Raw genomic sequence first — 14,984 nt, forward strand, 5'->3', positions numbered from 1 at the left:
AATGCCCCCCCACCCCCCGAACTGGGCCCACAAGTGGGCCCCCGGGCCCTCGGCCTCCCCCTCCCTCCCGCCCTACGGTGACCGGATCGGAGGCCGACCCGGAGGGAACCATCATGAGCGACCCGATCCTGAAGCTGCTGACCGCGATGCAGCGCCGCGTGGACGACAAGGGCCAGACCGCGGTGGAGTATCTGGGGATCATCGCGGTGGTGGTGGCGATCGTGCTGGCGGTGACGGGTACCAGCATCGGGTCCGCGATCCTCGACAAGATCATGGCGCAGATCAACAAGATCGTGTGAGGTTTCCTCTCCGACACGGCGACACCGGGCAGGCCTTTCCCATCTACATCACGGTGGTGGCGGGCCTGCTCTTTCTTGCGCTGGCGTACCTCGCCGTCGGCCAGGCCGCGGTGAACCGGTCCGGCGCCCAGACGGCCGCAGACGCCGCGGCCTTGGCCGCCGCACAGGACGTACGTGACCAGCTGGCGGGTGCGTGGGCGGACGACCTGCTCGACCCTACCCAGTGGTCGGAGATCTTCTCCGGCGGTGTGGACGTCGATGATCCGTGCGGGCGCGCGGCCGATCTCGCCGCTCAGAACGACGCACGTGTCGACAGCTGCGACTGGCCGCCCCTGCGCTACACGGTCGAGGTCACGACCAACAAGACGGTCGGCGACTCCATCGTGCCCGGAACGGAAGACCTCAAGGCGACAGCTTCCGCCACCGCTGTGATCGATTCTCGGTGCACTTTCCGACTTCCCGGCGATGGCGATGCCCTGCCACGCCTCACATGTGACGGGAAGGACTGGGACCTGAATCCGGACGACGAGGGAAGCCTTCCCCAGCCCGAAGACCTCTTCGACGTCCATTTGGCCGACTGACGGACCAGACGACTAGGAACGAAGGAAGCGGTGCGATGAACGGTGGGTTCACTGCCAGGGCGGGGAGGGGGATCGCCGCGTTGGCCGTTGCGACCGGTCTGGTCCTCGGCGCGGCTTCCTGCGGGGACGGCGGAGGTGAGAAGAAACCGGACTCCCGGGCTTCGGCTTCCCGGAGCGGGGCATCACGGCCCAGCCCCCAGGAAGGCGCGTCGCAGGAGCCGCTGGCCGAACTCAAGGGACAGGACGGCCTGCTTCTTCAGATCACGTCCGCCCAGCGGGATTCGGGTGGCTTCGTCACCGTGAACGGGAACTTCAAGAACGACGGAAGCCGGTCGATCGTGATCCCCTCCGCGCTGCGCGGCGACGAGACCGAGATCGTGCAGCACGGCACCTCGCTCGGCGGCGCCACTCTCGTGGATGCGAAGGGCAAGAAGCGCTACTACGTGCTGCGCGACACGGAGGGGCGCCCCCTGACGACCACCGGCCTGACGACGATCCAGTCGGGGCAGACCATCCCCGTCTTCATGCAGTTCCCGTCGCCGCCCTCCGGCACGGGGGAGCTGACCCTCCAACTGCCCACGTTCTCCAGCGCCCCCATCAAAATCTCCTGATGAGGCCCCCCGTGACCCCCATCCCCCGCCTCGCGCCCCCCCTCGCCCTCCTCACCACCCTCCTCCTCACCACCTCCACCCCCGCCCACGCCGACGACACCACCCCCAGCGACCCCCCAGGAACGGAACCCACCGCCACCGCCCCCGTGAAAGTCGACCCCACCGATCCGGATCTGAAGTTGCCGGAAGGGGGGACGTTGGCGGAGCCGAAGGTGTTGGACATCAAGTCGGTGGTGGAGGATCAGAGCGGGGACGAGCGGCGGGAGGACACGAACGCGGATGTGACGTTCGCGCTGCAGGCGGAGGTGCTGTTCGGGAAGGACAGCGCCAAGCTCGGGTCGGACGCGCGGGCGCGTATCGCGACCATCGCCGAGGAGATCAAGAAGCAGAACGCCACCCGGATCAGGGTGTTCGGGTTCACCGACGACCTCGGCTCGTCCGCCCACGGCGACGTCCTGTCCAAGCGCCGCGCCAACGCCGTACAGGCCGTGCTCGACCAGGACCTCAACGACCCGGACGTGACGTTCGAGGTACGCGGTTACGGCGAGCAGTACCCCATCGCCGACAACTCCACGGAGGCCGGACGGAAGAAGAACCGCCGGGTCGAGGTCAGCTTCCCCCGCACCGGGGAGAACGGCCAGTAGAGGCCGCCGCCACCGACACCCGTACGCCCACCCCCNCCCCCCACCCCGCCATCACCCCGGCCCCCGCCTCCAGCACATGCCGGGAGCGCGGCCGGGGCAGCCCCAGGCGCCCCGGCACCATCGTGCGGACCGCGATCACCGTGAGGTGCCGGTCGAGGTACGCCACGTCGATCGGGAACCGCATCCGGAAGGTGTGCACACTCCCGGCCGGAGTCAGCAGCAGCGCGCCGTCCACCGCGTCGCGCCCGAGCAGCCCCCGGGTCCGCGCCCGGTACGATGCCGCGACCTCCAGCGGGACCTCCACCGCACCCCCCGCCCCGTGCACGGCCAGCGTCCCCGGCCCGTCGTGCCACCGCCGCCCCATCCCCGCACCACCTCCGCCGCGACCGTACCCACCCGAGCGGCACCGAAAAAGCGGCACCGAAAAAGGGGACGGCCGCACCGGCGCCCCCCTGCCAGCATGGCCCCATGACCGCCGCCCACACCCCCTCCTACGACACCCTCGTCGCCGAAGCCGCCGCCGTCCCCACCGACGGCTGGGACTTCTCCTGGTTCGAGGGCCGCGCCAGCGAAGCCCGCCCCTCCTGGGGCTACGCCCGCTCCGCCGGAGAGCGCCTCGCCCGGGCCGGGGCCGCGCTGGACATCCAGACCGGCGGCGGCGAGGTGCTGGACGTCGCGCTGGGCGCGGCCGAGCCGGACCGCCCCGCGCTGACCGCCGCCACCGAGAGCTGGCGGCCGAACGCGGCGAAGGCCACCGCCCTGCTGCGCCCGCGCGGGGTCGTCGTGGTGGAGGTGCCGGACGGCGCCCCGCTGCCGTTCGCCGACGCCGCCTTCGACCTGGTCCTCAGCCGCCACCCGGTCTCCCCGGACTGGGCGGAGATCGCGCGGGTGCTGCGCCCGGGCGGCACGTACTTCGCCCAGCACGTCGGACCGGCCAGCGCCTTCGAGCTGGTCGAGCACTTCCTCGGCCCCCAGCCGGAGGAGACCCGCACCGGCCGCGACCCCGGCAGGGAGCGCGCCGGGGCAGAGGCGGCCGGGCTGGAAGTCGTCGAGCTGCGGGCCGAGCGGCTGCGGATGGAGTTCCACGACATCGGCGCCGTCGTGCACTTCCTGCGCAAGGTCGTCTGGATGGTCCCGGGGTTCACCGTCGAGCGGTACGAGCCGAGGCTGCGCGCGCTGCACGAGCGGATCACCGCGAAGGGGCCGTTCGTCGCCCACAGCACCCGGCACCTCTTCGACGCCCGTAAACCGACGCCCGTAAACCGGCCCGACCCGGACCGCGCTGACCGCACGGCCCCCTCGGCGGCGCCCCGGTGACCACATCGTTATCCACACCGCAGGCCCCCCGCCCCACCGCCCGCCGCTCCCCGTTCGCGGCAGCAAAAACAGCACTCCCCGCAGCACCCGCCACCCCGCCCCCGCACCCCCCTGAAGTCCGCCTGTGCCGGAGCGGAATCGTCAAGTCCGCCGTTCGCTGACGGGGTCGCTCGCAGGAGGGACCTCGGACAACTCGCCACGCGGTCACCGAGACGGCTCAAACCCTGGTGTTCGTTGCCTATCCGGCCGTTCCTCCTGTGATTCCGTCGCGAATCGGCCAGTCGATGCCCCTGAATCAAGCATTCCGCGCCCACCAGGGCGCTATCGGGTGACTCCGCAGAGTAGTTGTGGCGCGCTGATGCACGCACCATCCCTTACGAAGGGTTATGGTGGAACCCCCCCCCTCGGGCCGGTCCGTCTCCCCCCCACGGACCGGCCCGTTTTTCTTGGGGGACGGCTCCGGCACCGAAACCCCGGGCCACCGGCGCACCTTGGGCGGGGGTAGGCTCGGCCTCCGCGGGGACCGCAACCGCGGCCGTTTTGGAGGGGCTCACACGTGAACCTGCGCGACAAGCTGCGCGGCCTGCTCGTCAGGCTCTACGCGCGCCGGGTGGAAGGTCACCTGGACCACGCTCAGGTGCCCAAGCACATCGGCGTCATCATGGACGGCAACCGCCGCTGGGCGAAGGCCGCGGGCTCCAGCACCGTCCACGGGCACCGGGCCGGGGCGGAGAAGATCGAGGAATTCCTCGGCTGGTGCTCCGAGACCGATGTCGGGGTCGTCACCCTGTGGCTGCTGTCCACGGACAACTTCGACCGTCCGCAGGACGAGCTGGGCCCGCTGCTCGGCATCATCGAGGACGTCGTGCGCACCCTCGCCTCCGACGGCCGCTGGCGCGTGCACCACGTCGGCACCCTCGACCTGCTGCCCGCCGGGATGCAGCGCACCCTGAAGGAGGCCGAGGAGGCCACCCGCCAGGTCGACGGCATAGTGGTCAACGTCGCCATCGGCTACGGAGGCCGCCAGGAGATCGCCGACGCGGTGCGCTCCATGCTGCTCGACGCCCAGGACAAGGGCGTCACCATGGAGGAGCTGGCCGAGTCGGTCGACATCGACATGATCGGCCGCCACCTCTACACCGGCGCCCAGCCCGACCCCGACCTGGTCATCCGCACCAGCGGCGAGCAGCGTCTGTCCGGCTTCATGCTGTGGCAGACCGCCCACTCCGAGTACTACTTCTGCGACGTCTTCTGGCCGGCCTTCCGCAAGGTCGACTTCCTGCGGGCCCTGCGCGACTACGCCGCCCGCCACCGCCGCTTCGGCGGCTGACGGACCCCACCCGCCCGCAGGGCGAACGGCAGGACCGCGAGGACCGAGCGCCACGTATACCCCCCTCCACCCGGATGTAACAACGAGTTCACCGGCGTGCCAGAGGGGGGTTCGGCATGGTGGCGGGGGTTGCCGGGCATAACGAAGGCAGGTCGACGCCCGAACCACGGGTGTCGTATCTCAGCGGGCGGCTCGGGGCCGTCCGCCCGGGAGGCCCTTTGCACCAGCCCGACCGTGCGGTCCTCGCGCGGAAGCAGCCGCGGAGGGCCGGTGTCCGGCCCGCCGCACGCGGGGGCCAGAAACCGGCCCAGTTCCTTTTCGTCGCTCCCCGACCTCATCCGAGGGGGTACGTCCTTCCGTGGTGACCAGCACAAAGCGCCGCAAGCCCGACCGGCGCACCTATGTTCTCGACACCAGCGTCCTGCTGGCCGATCCCAATGCCCTGACCCGCTTCGAGGAACACGAGGTCGTGCTCCCGATCGTGGTGGTCACGGAACTGGAGGCCAAGCGGCACCATCCCGAACTGGGGTACTTCGCCCGCCAGGCCCTGCGCCTGCTGGACGACTACCGGGTCCGGCACGGCCGCCTCGACGCCCCGATCCCGATCGGCGACCTGGGCGGGACCGTTCGTGTCGAGCTCAACCACTCGGACCCCAGCGTGCTGCCCACCGGCTACCGCCTGGGGGACAACGACTCCCGGATCCTCGCGGTGGCCCGGAATCTGCAGGCCGAGGGATTCGACGTCACCGTGGTGTCGAAGGACCTGCCGCTGCGCATCAAGGCGTCCTCCGTCGGCCTGGAGGCCGAGGAGTACCGCGCGGAGCTGGCGATCACGGACGCCTCCGGCTGGACCGGCATGTCCGAGCTGACCCTGCCGGGCGACCAGGTCGACGTCCTCTTCGAGGAGGGCCATGTGTACGTCCCGGAGGCAGCCGACCTCCCCGTGCACACCGGTCTGACCATCCAGTCCGAGCGTGGCAAGGCGCTCGGCCGCGTCACCCCGGAGGGCAACGTCCGGCTGGTGCGCGGCGACCGTGAGGCGTTCGGCATCAAGGGCCGCAGCGCCGAGCAGCGCATCGCGCTCGACCTGCTGCTCGATCCGGACGTCGGCATCCTCTCCATGGGCGGGCGCGCGGGCACCGGCAAGTCGGCACTGGCGCTGTGCGCGGGCCTGGAAGCGGTCCTGGAGCGCCGTCAGCACCAGAAGGTGATGGTCTTCCGGCCGCTGTACGCGGTCGGCGGGCAGGAGCTGGGCTATCTGCCGGGCAGCGAGGCGGAGAAGATGGGCCCCTGGGCCCAGGCCGTCTTCGACACGCTCTCGGCGGTCACCAGCCGCGAGGTCATCGAGGAGATCACGGCGCGCGGGATGCTGGAGGTCCTTCCGCTCACCCACATCCGCGGGCGGTCCCTGCACGACGCCTTCGTGATCGTGGACGAGGCCCAGTCCCTGGAGCGGAACGTCCTGCTGACCGTGCTGTCCCGCATCGGCGCCAACTCGCGGGTGGTCCTCACCCATGACGTGGCCCAGCGCGACAACCTGCGTGTCGGGCGGTACGACGGTGTGGTGGCCGTGGTGGAGAAGCTGAAGGGACATCCGCTGTTCGCGCATGTCACCCTGAACCGTTCGGAAAGGTCCCAGATCGCGGCGCTTGTGACCGAAATGCTGGAGGACGGCCACATCTGACGCCCTCTCGAAACCCCCAGGTGCCGCCCGGAGAAGCTGAAGAGCTTAGCCGGGCGGCGTCTTCATGCGCGGGCGTTTCCTGAAATCCCCTGGGCCAAACGAGGTGTGAGCTTTCACACGCAACTCGGAATTGCCACCCGGCGTCCGGTTACGGCAGAGTCTCATTCCTGTCAGGCCCCGCATACGACACACCTGTACCCCCGGGTACCGCCCTCGCCCCTGGCAGGGAGGGTGCGGCACCACCGGGAGCACGATCCCAACTCCATACTTCCGTCGTATGCCGCCCGAGCACCACGCGGCGCTCCCGGAAAGGGAGTTGCCCACCGGGCCCGCGTCTCCCGTGACCCTCAGTTGGGAGGCCAGCGCCAGGGGCACGATTGCGTCCGCCAGGGTCACCGAAGCGGGCGATGCTGGAAGGAAACCGTGTGAGCCGGATTTCGGTCCGGGGGTTCGCAGTGGCCTCCGCCACCGCGGTCACCGCCGTAGGTAGCGTCGTCGGAGTTGCCTCGGGCAGCGTCGCGCAGCCCAACGACCCCGAGGCGACGGCAGCGGACGCCACGCTCCTCGCGGACATCCCCGCGGGTCAGCAGGCGCAGGTGCAGACCGCGTCCCTGACGCAGCAGGCTGACGCCCAGGCCATCGCGGCGGACGCGACCGCCAAGAAGGACGCCGAGGCCGCGGCCCGCAAGGCGGCTGCCGAGACGGCGATCGCGAAGAAGGAGGCCGCCGAGAAGGCGGCCAAGCTGGCCAAGGAGCGCGCCGAGACCAAGGCCGCCGCCGAGACCAGCCGCGACGACGTCCGCGACGCCTCCAGCTTCGCCCCGCAGAGCAACTACTCCGTGGCGCAGATCCAGGCGATGGCCCGTCAGATGGTCGCGGCCGACCAGTTCCAGTGCTTCAGCAACATCGTGGACCACGAGTCCAGCTGGAACTACCGCGCCGTCAACGCCTCCTCCGGCGCCTACGGCCTCTTCCAGGCGCTGCCCGGCACCAAGATGGCCTCGGCCGGTGCCGACTGGCAGACCAACCCGGCCACCCAGATCAAGTGGGGCCTCAGCTACATGAACGGCCGCTACCACAGCCCCTGTGAGGCGTGGTCGTTCTGGCAGGCCAACCACTGGTACTAGGCCGCCACCCGGCTCAACCCCGCACAGCCCCTCCCCGTCCTAGGGGGAGGGGCTGTCGCGTTGTACGGTCGTACCCGGACGGCTCGCAGTGCCCCGGGACGCGGGGAAGAGGGACGGATGATGTCGCGAATGCCAGGGTGGCTCGGCCGGCTCGGGGCCGGTCTGACCGAGATGAGCGAGCGTCTTGACGAGCTTCGCGCCGAGGTGGAGAAGGAACACGCCCCGCCGGCCGACCCGGTCCCCGAACCCGTGGACACCGTCAAGGCCGTGGTGCCCCATCAGGGGGGCGCCGACCGTCGCCCCGACCCCGCGCAGGCCGTGCCCTGGGGCGTACGGGTGGCCGCCGAGGCGGGCTGGCGGCTGCTGGTCCTCGCGGGCACCGTCTGGGTGCTCATGCGGGTCATCAGCGCGGTCCAGCTGGTGGTGTTCGCCTTCGTCATAGCGCTGCTCGTCACCGCGCTGCTCCAGCCGACGGTCGCCCGCCTGATGCGCTACGGCCTGCCCCGCGGCCCGGCCACCGCGCTCAGCGCCATATCGGGGTTCGTCATCATCGGCCTGATGGGCTGGTTCGTGACCTGGCAGGTCATGGAGAACATCGACACGCTCTCCGACCAGATCCAGAACGGCATCGACGACCTGCGCAACTGGCTGCTGAAGAGCCCGTTCCATGTGACGGACAAACAGATCAACCAGATCGCCAAGAGCCTGCGCGAGGCCATCGGGGCCAACACCGACCAGATCACGTCCGCCGGACTCGAAGGGGTCCAGGTCGTGGTCGAGGCCCTGACCGGCATCCTGCTGGTCTTCTTCTCGACCCTGTTCCTGCTCTACGACGGTCAGCGCATCTGGCAGTGGTTCCTGAAGCTGGTCCCCGCCGCCGCCCGTCCCGGTGTCGCCGGTGCCGGTCCGCGCGCCTGGCGCACCCTGACCGCCTACGTGCGGGGCACCGTCCTGGTCGCCCTGATCGACGCCATCTTCATCGGCCTCGGCATCTACTTCCTCAATGTGCCGATGGCCGTGCCGCTGGCCGTCTTCATCTTCCTGTTCTCCTTCATCCCCCTGGTCGGCGCGGTGGCCTCCGGCGCGCTCGCGATCGTCGTCGCGCTGGTGACCCAGGGCGTCTTCACGGCCGTCATGACCCTCGTGGTCGTCCTCGCCGTCCAGCAGATCGAGGGCCACGTCCTCCAGCCGTTCATCCTCGGCCGCGCGGTCCGCGTCCACCCGCTCGCGGTGGTGCTCACGGTCGCGGCGGGCGGCATGGTGGCGGGCATCGGCGGCGCGGTGGTGGCCGTACCGCTGGTGGCGGTGACGAACACGGTGGTGGGGTACTTGAGGCAGTACTCGATGGGGCAGGCGATGGCGGACGGGGTGGCGCTCGGTGCCGCCCGGCAGCAGCCCGCCCCTCCGTCGGCCGACGAGGCCGTGCCGGTCGGCGGGGCGCCGGAAGGCGAAGCCCCTGCGGACGCCACCCGGGAAAACACCGAGGGCCTCGCCCACAAGGAGTGAGCGAGGCCCCGGGGCCGTCAGGAGCCGATCACTCGGCCAGAACGGCTTCCGCCTCCAGCGTGACGCCGACCGCCTGGATCACGGAGGCGATCTTGAACGCCTCCTGGATCACGTCGCGCTCGACACCGGCCTTGCGCAGCACCTGCTCGTGCGAGTCCAGGCACAGGCCGCAGCCGTTGATCGCGGACACCGCGAAGGACCACAGCTCGAAGTCGACCTTGTCGACGCCGGGGTTGCCGATGACGTTCATCCGCAGACCGGCGCGCAGGGTGCCGTACTCGTGGTCCGACAGCAGGTGCCGGGTGCGGTAGAAGACGTTGTTCATCGCCATGATGGCGGCGGCGGCCTTGGCCGCGTCGTACGCCTCAGGGGTGAGGTTCGCCTTCGCCTCCGGCTCCAGCTCGCGCAGGACGATGGGGGAGCGCGAGGCGATGGCGGTCGCCAGCACGGTGCCCCACAGCTGCTGCGCGGGAAGGTCGGAGTTGCCGATGACCGAGCCCAGGTTGAGCTTCAGGTCCTTGGCGTAGTCCGGGACACGGGACTTCAGCGAGTCGAGCGACATGGGTCACTCACCGGCCAGCAGGGCGACCGGGTCCAGGGTGTTCTCGCCCTTGGTCCAGTTGCACGGGCACAGCTCGTCCGTCTGGAGGGCGTCGAGGACCCGCAGGACCTCCTTGGGGTTACGGCCGACGGAACCGGCGGTCACCATGGTGAACTGGATCTCGCGGTTGGGGTCCACGATGAAGACGGCGCGCTGCGCGAAGCCGTCCTCGCCCTCGATGCCCAGGTCGCGCATCAGCTCGTGCTTGGAGTCCGCCATCATCGGGAACGGCAGGTCGGTCAGGTCCGGGTGGTCCTTGCGCCAGGCGTGGTGCACGAACTCCGAGTCACCGGAGAAGCCGAGGATCTGCGCGTCACGGTCGGCGAACTCGTCGTTCAGCTTGCCGAACGCGGCGATCTCGGTCGGGCAGACGAAGGTGAAGTCCTTCGGCCACGCGAACACGACGAGCCACTTGCCCTCGTAGGACTTGTGGTGGATCTCCTCGAACTCCTTGCCCTTCTCCAGCGAGACGCAGGCGGTCAGTTCGAACTCGGGGAACTTGTCACCGACAGTGAGCACTTGCTCTCCTTGCAGCGAGGAAGCACCCCTGGTCGGGAGGCACTTTCCATGGGTTGGACTGGCCTGATGGTGGCACAGGGTGCATTGATTAGGGAAATAGCTACACTCGGTGTCATTGATCGGAGGAGGTTATCGGTGACCAGTGGTAGCGGCACCCGGAAGCAGCCGAGTCTGGCGCAGCTGCGGGCCTTCGCGGCGGTGGCGGAGCATCTGCACTTCCGGGACGCGGCGGCGGCCATCGGGATGAGCCAGCCCGCGCTGTCCGGCGCGGTCTCGGCCCTGGAGGACGCGCTCGGTGTGACCCTCGTCGAGCGTACGACCCGCAAGGTGCTGCTCTCGCCCGCCGGGGAACGGCTCGCGGTGCGGGCCAAGGCGGTGCTCGCGGAGGTCGGGGCGTTCCTGGAGGAGGCCGAGGCGGTGCGCGCGCCGTTCACCGGGATGCTGCGGCTCGGGGTCATCCCCACCGTCGCGCCGTATCTGCTGCCCACCGTGCTGCGGCTGGTGCACGAGCGCTATCCGCAGCTCGACCTACAGGTGCACGAGGAGCAGACCGCGAACCTGGTGGAGGGACTGCACTCCGGGCGCCTTGACCTGCTGCTGCTCGCGGTGCCGCTCGCCGTGCCCGGGGTGGTCGAACTCCCTTTGTTCGACGAGGACTTCGTGCTGGTCACCCCGCTGGACCATCCGCTGGGCGGCGGCGACGGCATCCCGCGCGAGGCGCTGAAGGAGCTGAACCTGCTGCTCCTTGACGAGGGGCACTGTCTGCGCGACCAGGCGCTGGAGATCTGCCGCGAGGCCGGGCGCGAGTTCCGGGGCGCGGGACGCGGCGGGCGTCCGGCGACCGCACCGGTCACCACCACGGCCGCCGGGCTGTCCACCCTCGTCCAGCTCGTCGCGGGCGGCCTCGGCTGCACCCTGCTGCCGCGTACCGCGATGGACCTGGAGACGGCCCGGGGTGACCGGCTGCGCACCGCGCGCTTCGCCGACCCGGCCCCCAGCCGCCGCGTCGGTCTCGCGATGCGCGCGGGCGCGGCCCGGGGCAGCGAGTACCAGCAACTGGCCGCCGCCCTGCGGGAGTCCCTGCGCCCGCTGCCGGTGCGGGTGCTGGACGCGGAGGCGTGAGAGGGCGGGGCTCCGTGAAGCACCGAGGAGCCCCGCCCGTCCCGTCCCTGAGGGATGCTCAGCCCCCGAGGGGCTACTCCGCGCGCAGCCCCTCGGGCCGCGTCAGCCGCAGCAGCGGCGGCAGGCTGAGCAGGGTCACCGCCGCGACCATCGCCGCGCCCACCCCCGTCAGGGACAGCACGCTCGGCCAGTCCACCCGTACCGGCGTCGCCGTCATGCGCAGCAGTACGGCGCCCAGGGCGAGGCCCACCACCGAGGCCAGCGCGACGCCCAGTGCGATCGGTACGGCCGCCTGCCACAGCACCGACAGGCCCAGGGTCCGGCGCCGGGTGCCGAAGGCGACCAGGACCGACAGCAGCCTGCGCCGCTCGCGCAACTGCTCCAGCTGGGCGACCAGCAGGCTCGCCCCGATCAGCGCCAGCACACAGGTCGCGCCGATGAACAGGCCGGTGCGCAGGGAGGCGAACCCGCCGTCGGTCGTGGTCGGCGCCCAGGCGAGGACGTCCGAGACCGGGTCCACCCGCGCGGCGGTGTTGCGCACGTACTCCCGTGCGTCCGGCACCGATGAATCCAGGCGCAGGAAGACCCGGCTGGACAGCGCCGGTCCGGCCGCGGCGGGCAGCGCGGACGGGGTGATCAGCAGGCCGTTGACGCTGTGCATCAGGGAGTCCGCGCGGAAGGCCGCGTGCGGCAGCGCGGCCGGGAGCCGCAGCGGGACCGCGAGACCGGGGCCGCCCACGAAGCGCGGGTCGATCCAGGCGGGTCGGCCGGGCCGCAGCAGGCTCTCGCGCATCCGCCGGTCGAACGCGCCGGAGTCGCCGGGGCTGTTCACGGTGAACATGTCGCCGTCGTGGCAGGACGGCAGCCGGGCCAGCTCCCGCAGGGCGGCGCAGTCGCCGACGACCAGGTCGAGATAGGAGGCCGGCTCCAGCGCCTTGTCACCGAGGTGCGTGGTGGCCAGCCCCACCGACGCCCGCACGCCCTCGGTCCGGGCGAACGCCTCGGTGGCCGAGGTGAGATCGGTGCGGTCGGTGAGGTCGACCTCGATCTGCGCACGGGTGGGATCGTGGCCGGTGTCCTTCACGTACTGGTCCTGCACGCCCGCGAACAGCATCTGGAGCGCGATCGCCCCGGCCACCGCCACCGCGATGCCGTTGACCGTGCGGGCCGCCATGTCGCCGCTCAACTGGAGCCTTCGCACGGCCAGTTGCCAGGAGAGCGGGCCGCTGCCGAGCCGGAGGACACCCCACTCCACGAGCCAGGGCAGCAGCGCGGTCACCCCGACGAGCAGCAGCAGGACGCCGCCGATGACGAGGAACTGGTTGAAGTCGCCGTGGACACGGCCTTGGTCCAGCATCGGCCAGAGCATCGCCAGCCCGGACAGCGGCAGGAGCAGCCGCCACCACAGCCGCCGTCTGCCGGTGGAGGCCGCGCGCACCACGCCGAGCGGTTCGACCACCACGGTGCGCATCGCGAACAGGGTGACCAGCACCGCGCACACCGGGACCGCCACCACGACCAGCGCGACGAGCACGGGGGAGGGCGTGACATAGCTCGGGAAGAAGCTCTCGCCCCGGATCTCCACCAGGGGCGCCAGGTGGCGTCCGGCCAGGAAGAGGACCGCGCCGACGAGGAGGCCGAGCACCGCACCGGCCAGCGCCTCGCCCGCCGCGATCCGCCGGGTCGTGCGGCCGTCGGCGCCCACCAGCCGCAGCGCGGCCAGCCTGCGGTCGCGCCGTTCGCCGCCGAACCGTACGGCCGCCGCGACGAACACGGCCACCGGCAGCAGCAGGGTCACGAAGACGACCGTCGTCAGCAGGAGCAGCACCGGGTCGTCCTTGCCCTGCCAGGGCTGGGTCTGCCCGAAGTGGGTCAGCCGGTTCGTGCGGGCGCCGCCCGCCCGGGGCTTCAGATCCTCGGCACCCGCGTAGTAGGAGAGTTCGCGCGGACCGACCAGACCGCTCTCGCCGATGGTCCCGGTGATCTTGTACGGCAGCCGCTCGCGCAGCAGCCGGGCGCCCGGGGAGGCGAGCAGGTCCCGCAGCGCGGGGGAGACCAGCATCTCGCCCTCGGCCGGGAAGCGGTTCAGCCCCGGCGGCAGCGGCGCCTTCGGGCCCTCCGGATCGAGGAGGCGGCCCCGGATGTTCTTGTCGTGCCACCAGGTGTCGGTGGCCGCGACGACCACCGTGTCGTCGGCCTTCGGCCGGTCCGTCGCGCTGAACGAGAAGTCCTGGCGGGCCAGTTCGCGGTCGCTGCGCGCGTCCAGCATGCGGGGTATCGCGGTCGTCAGCAGCAGCAACGCCACTCCGATACCGACACCGACCGCCGTCAGTGCCGTACGGACCCACCCCTCGCGCCCTCCGGTCATGGCGAACCGGACCCCCATCCCCAGGTCGCGGGCGTACTGCCGCAGGCTCATCCGGCCCGCTCCATGTCCCGGGTGCGGCCGTCGCGTACGACGATCTCGCGGTCCGACCAGGCGGCGACCCGGGCCTCGTGCGTGACGAGGACGACGGCCGCGTTCGTGGAGCGGGCGGCGTCGGTCAGCAGCTCCATCACGCGCTCGCCGTTGAGCGAGTCCAGCGCGCCGGTCGGCTCGTCCGCGAACAGCACCCGGGGCCCGGTGACCAGCGCCCGCGCCACCGCGACCCGCTGTCCCTGGCCGCCGGAGACCTCGCCGGGCCGTTTGCGCCTGAGGTCGTCCACCTCCAGGCGCTCCATCCACTCCAGCGCGGCCTTCTCGGCCTCCTTGCGCCCGGTGCCGTTCAGCCGCAGCGGCAGCGCCACGTTCTCCACGCAGGTCAGCTCCGGCACGAGCTGCCCGAACTGGAAGACGAACCCGAACTCGCCGCGCCGCAGGGCGCTGCGCCCGGCGTCGCTCAGCGCGGTCAGCTCGCGGCCGGAGTAGGTGATCGTGCCCGCGTCGGGCAGCACGATCCCGGCGAGACAGTGCAGCAGGGTCGACTTGCCGGAGCCGGAGGGGCCCATCACGGCGACGACCTCGCCGGGATGGATGGAGAAGTCGGCGCCGTCGAGTGCGGTGGTGGGGCCGTAGGTCTTGCGCAGGTCCCGGGCGTGGAGCAGGGAGCCTTCGGGGGGTATCACGAGGTCACCTCCGTGCGGAGCCGGTCCAGGCGCGCGGCGGTCAGCTCCAGCCAGCGCAGATCGGCCTCAAGATGGAACAGGGCGTGGTCACAGATCAGCTGGTCGGCGAGGTCGCCGCCGCGCTTGCGCTCGGTCAGCGCGCGCATGGCGCGCAGATGCTCGGAGCGCTGGCTGTCGAGCAGTCCGGCCGCGTCGCGCCGGGTCAGCAGCGCGAGGACGACCTTGGTGTAGAGGGTCGACTGGAGGTATTCGGCGGGCTTCTCGGGGGTGGCGAGCCAGCGTTCGACGTCGGTTATCCCGGCATCGGTGATGGCGTACCGTTTTCGTTCGGGTCCGCCGCCGGACTCGACGCCGTCGAGCTCCACCATCCCGTGCTTCAGCAGCCGGGACATGGTCGAGTAGACCTGGCCGTAGTGCAGGGGCCGGTCGTGGCCGAACTTCTCGTCGAAGGCCCGCTTCAGGTCGTAACCGTGCCGGGGGCCGGACTCCAGGAGTCCCAGGAGTGAGTGACCGATGGACATGGCGAGCACTCTACACA

The 14,984-nt window shown here is 71.1% G+C and carries 16 protein-coding genes; 10 read left to right on the forward strand and 6 right to left on the reverse strand.

Annotation, left to right across the window (positions count from 1 at the left end; genetic code table 11):
* Positions 1–113: 113 nt before the first annotated feature.
* The 4 genes from B079_RS0102570 to B079_RS0102585 are packed head-to-tail and all read left to right on the forward strand — an operon-like array spanning position 114 to position 2,135.
* Positions 114–299: a membrane protein gene (locus tag B079_RS0102570; RefSeq protein ID WP_018544206.1), complete on the forward strand. Its 186-nt coding sequence runs from the start codon at positions 114–116 to the stop codon at positions 297–299.
* A complete protein-coding gene (locus B079_RS0102575; protein ID WP_018544207.1) occupies positions 296–880 on the forward strand; it encodes a pilus assembly protein TadG-related protein in 585 nt (194 codons plus the stop codon). Before B079_RS0102570 ends, B079_RS0102575 begins: the two co-directional genes overlap by 4 nt.
* Positions 881–915: 35 nt before the next feature.
* On the forward strand, positions 916–1,491 hold the full coding sequence (locus B079_RS0102580; RefSeq protein WP_018544208.1) for a hypothetical protein: 576 nt from the start codon (positions 916–918) through the stop codon (positions 1,489–1,491).
* Positions 1,491–2,135, forward strand: a complete 645-nt coding sequence (locus B079_RS0102585) for an OmpA family protein (RefSeq protein ID WP_037801071.1) — start codon at positions 1,491–1,493, stop codon at positions 2,133–2,135. The genes B079_RS0102580 and B079_RS0102585 overlap by 1 nt, the downstream gene beginning before the upstream one ends.
* On the opposite strand, the gene B079_RS0102590 is transcribed toward B079_RS0102585, so the two are convergent.
* Complete coding sequence (locus B079_RS0102590) at positions 2,101–2,499, reverse strand: DUF192 domain-containing protein (RefSeq protein WP_018544210.1); 399 nt, start codon at positions 2,497–2,499, stop codon at positions 2,101–2,103. The two genes, B079_RS0102585 and B079_RS0102590, sit on opposite strands and share 35 nt — an antisense overlap.
* 104 nt (positions 2,500–2,603) lie before the next feature.
* Here B079_RS0102590 and B079_RS0102595 point away from each other — a divergent pair, with 104 nt between their 5' ends.
* The 5 genes from B079_RS0102595 (at position 2,604) to B079_RS31220 (ending at position 9,099) form a co-directional block, all read left to right on the forward strand.
* Positions 2,604–3,452 carry a methyltransferase domain-containing protein gene (locus B079_RS0102595; protein ID WP_018544211.1) on the forward strand — a complete coding sequence of 283 codons (849 nt, stop codon included), beginning with the start codon at positions 2,604–2,606 and terminating at the stop codon, positions 3,450–3,452.
* Between the two features lie 556 nt (positions 3,453–4,008).
* Entirely contained in the window at positions 4,009–4,782 is a 774-nt protein-coding gene (locus tag B079_RS0102600) for an isoprenyl transferase (protein ID WP_018544212.1), read from the forward strand.
* Between the two features lie 358 nt (positions 4,783–5,140).
* Complete coding sequence (locus tag B079_RS0102605) at positions 5,141–6,466, forward strand: PhoH family protein (protein ID WP_018544213.1); 1,326 nt, start codon at positions 5,141–5,143, stop codon at positions 6,464–6,466.
* Positions 6,467–6,873: 407 nt separating this feature from the next.
* Entirely contained in the window at positions 6,874–7,593 is a 720-nt protein-coding gene (locus B079_RS0102610) for a transglycosylase SLT domain-containing protein (RefSeq protein ID WP_078495804.1), read from the forward strand.
* A gap of 120 nt (positions 7,594–7,713) precedes the next feature.
* The gene (locus tag B079_RS31220; RefSeq protein WP_078495850.1) at positions 7,714–9,099 is read left to right on the forward strand and encodes an AI-2E family transporter; all 1,386 of its coding nucleotides are present in this window, start codon (positions 7,714–7,716) and stop codon (positions 9,097–9,099) included.
* A gap of 28 nt (positions 9,100–9,127) precedes the next feature.
* Here the strand turns inward: B079_RS31220 and B079_RS0102620 are convergent, their stop codons facing one another.
* A complete protein-coding gene (locus tag B079_RS0102620) occupies positions 9,128–9,661 on the reverse strand; it encodes an alkyl hydroperoxide reductase (RefSeq protein ID WP_018544216.1) in 534 nt (177 codons plus the stop codon).
* A 3-nt stretch (positions 9,662–9,664) separates the two neighbouring features.
* Entirely contained in the window at positions 9,665–10,219 is a 555-nt protein-coding gene (locus B079_RS0102625; RefSeq protein WP_018544217.1) for a peroxiredoxin, read from the reverse strand.
* Positions 10,220–10,354: 135 nt separating this feature from the next.
* On the opposite strand from B079_RS0102625, the gene B079_RS0102630 reads away from it, so the two are divergent.
* Entirely contained in the window at positions 10,355–11,341 is a 987-nt protein-coding gene (locus B079_RS0102630) for a LysR substrate-binding domain-containing protein (protein ID WP_018544218.1), read from the forward strand.
* Positions 11,342–11,414: 73 nt separating this feature from the next.
* Here the strand turns inward: B079_RS0102630 and B079_RS0102635 are convergent, their stop codons facing one another.
* The 3 genes from B079_RS0102635 to B079_RS0102645 are packed head-to-tail and all read right to left on the reverse strand — an operon-like array spanning position 11,415 to position 14,967.
* Entirely contained in the window at positions 11,415–13,760 is a 2,346-nt protein-coding gene (locus B079_RS0102635; protein WP_018544219.1) for an FtsX-like permease family protein, read from the reverse strand.
* Positions 13,757–14,446 (reverse strand): ABC transporter ATP-binding protein, encoded by a 690-nt coding sequence (locus B079_RS0102640; protein WP_018544220.1) that lies wholly within the window; start codon positions 14,444–14,446, stop codon positions 13,757–13,759. Before B079_RS0102640 ends, B079_RS0102635 begins: the two co-directional genes overlap by 4 nt.
* Positions 14,443–14,967 (reverse strand): PadR family transcriptional regulator, encoded by a 525-nt coding sequence (locus tag B079_RS0102645; RefSeq protein ID WP_026248280.1) that lies wholly within the window; start codon positions 14,965–14,967, stop codon positions 14,443–14,445. Before B079_RS0102645 ends, B079_RS0102640 begins: the two co-directional genes overlap by 4 nt.
* Positions 14,968–14,984: the final 17 nt, after the last annotated feature.

This window comes from Streptomyces sp. LaPpAH-108 (assembly GCF_000373625.1).
In the GTDB taxonomy this organism is placed as follows: domain Bacteria; phylum Actinomycetota; class Actinomycetes; order Streptomycetales; family Streptomycetaceae; genus Streptomyces.

What these genes read in the sequence shown, in the direction of transcription:
- B079_RS0102570 (WP_018544206.1), top strand. Translation starts at nt 114, where the DNA reads ATGAGCGACCCGATCCTGAAGCTGCTGACCGCGATGCAGCGCCGCGTG.
- B079_RS0102580 (WP_018544208.1), top strand. Translation starts at nt 916, where the DNA reads ATGAACGGTGGGTTCACTGCCAGGGCGGGGAGGGGGATCGCCGCGTTG.
- B079_RS0102585 (WP_037801071.1), top strand. Translation starts at nt 1,491, where the DNA reads ATGAGGCCCCCCGTGACCCCCATCCCCCGCCTCGCGCCCCCCCTCGCC.
- B079_RS0102595 (WP_018544211.1), top strand. Translation starts at nt 2,604, where the DNA reads ATGACCGCCGCCCACACCCCCTCCTACGACACCCTCGTCGCCGAAGCC.
- B079_RS0102610 (WP_078495804.1), top strand. Translation starts at nt 6,874, where the DNA reads ATGCTGGAAGGAAACCGTGTGAGCCGGATTTCGGTCCGGGGGTTCGCA.
- B079_RS31220 (WP_078495850.1), top strand. Translation starts at nt 7,714, where the DNA reads ATGTCGCGAATGCCAGGGTGGCTCGGCCGGCTCGGGGCCGGTCTGACC.
- B079_RS0102620 (WP_018544216.1), bottom strand. Translation starts at nt 9,661, where the DNA reads ATGTCGCTCGACTCGCTGAAGTCCCGTGTCCCGGACTACGCCAAGGAC.
- B079_RS0102635 (WP_018544219.1), bottom strand. Translation starts at nt 13,760, where the DNA reads ATGAGCCTGCGGCAGTACGCCCGCGACCTGGGGATGGGGGTCCGGTTC.
- B079_RS0102645 (WP_026248280.1), bottom strand. Translation starts at nt 14,967, where the DNA reads ATGTCCATCGGTCACTCACTCCTGGGACTCCTGGAGTCCGGCCCCCGG.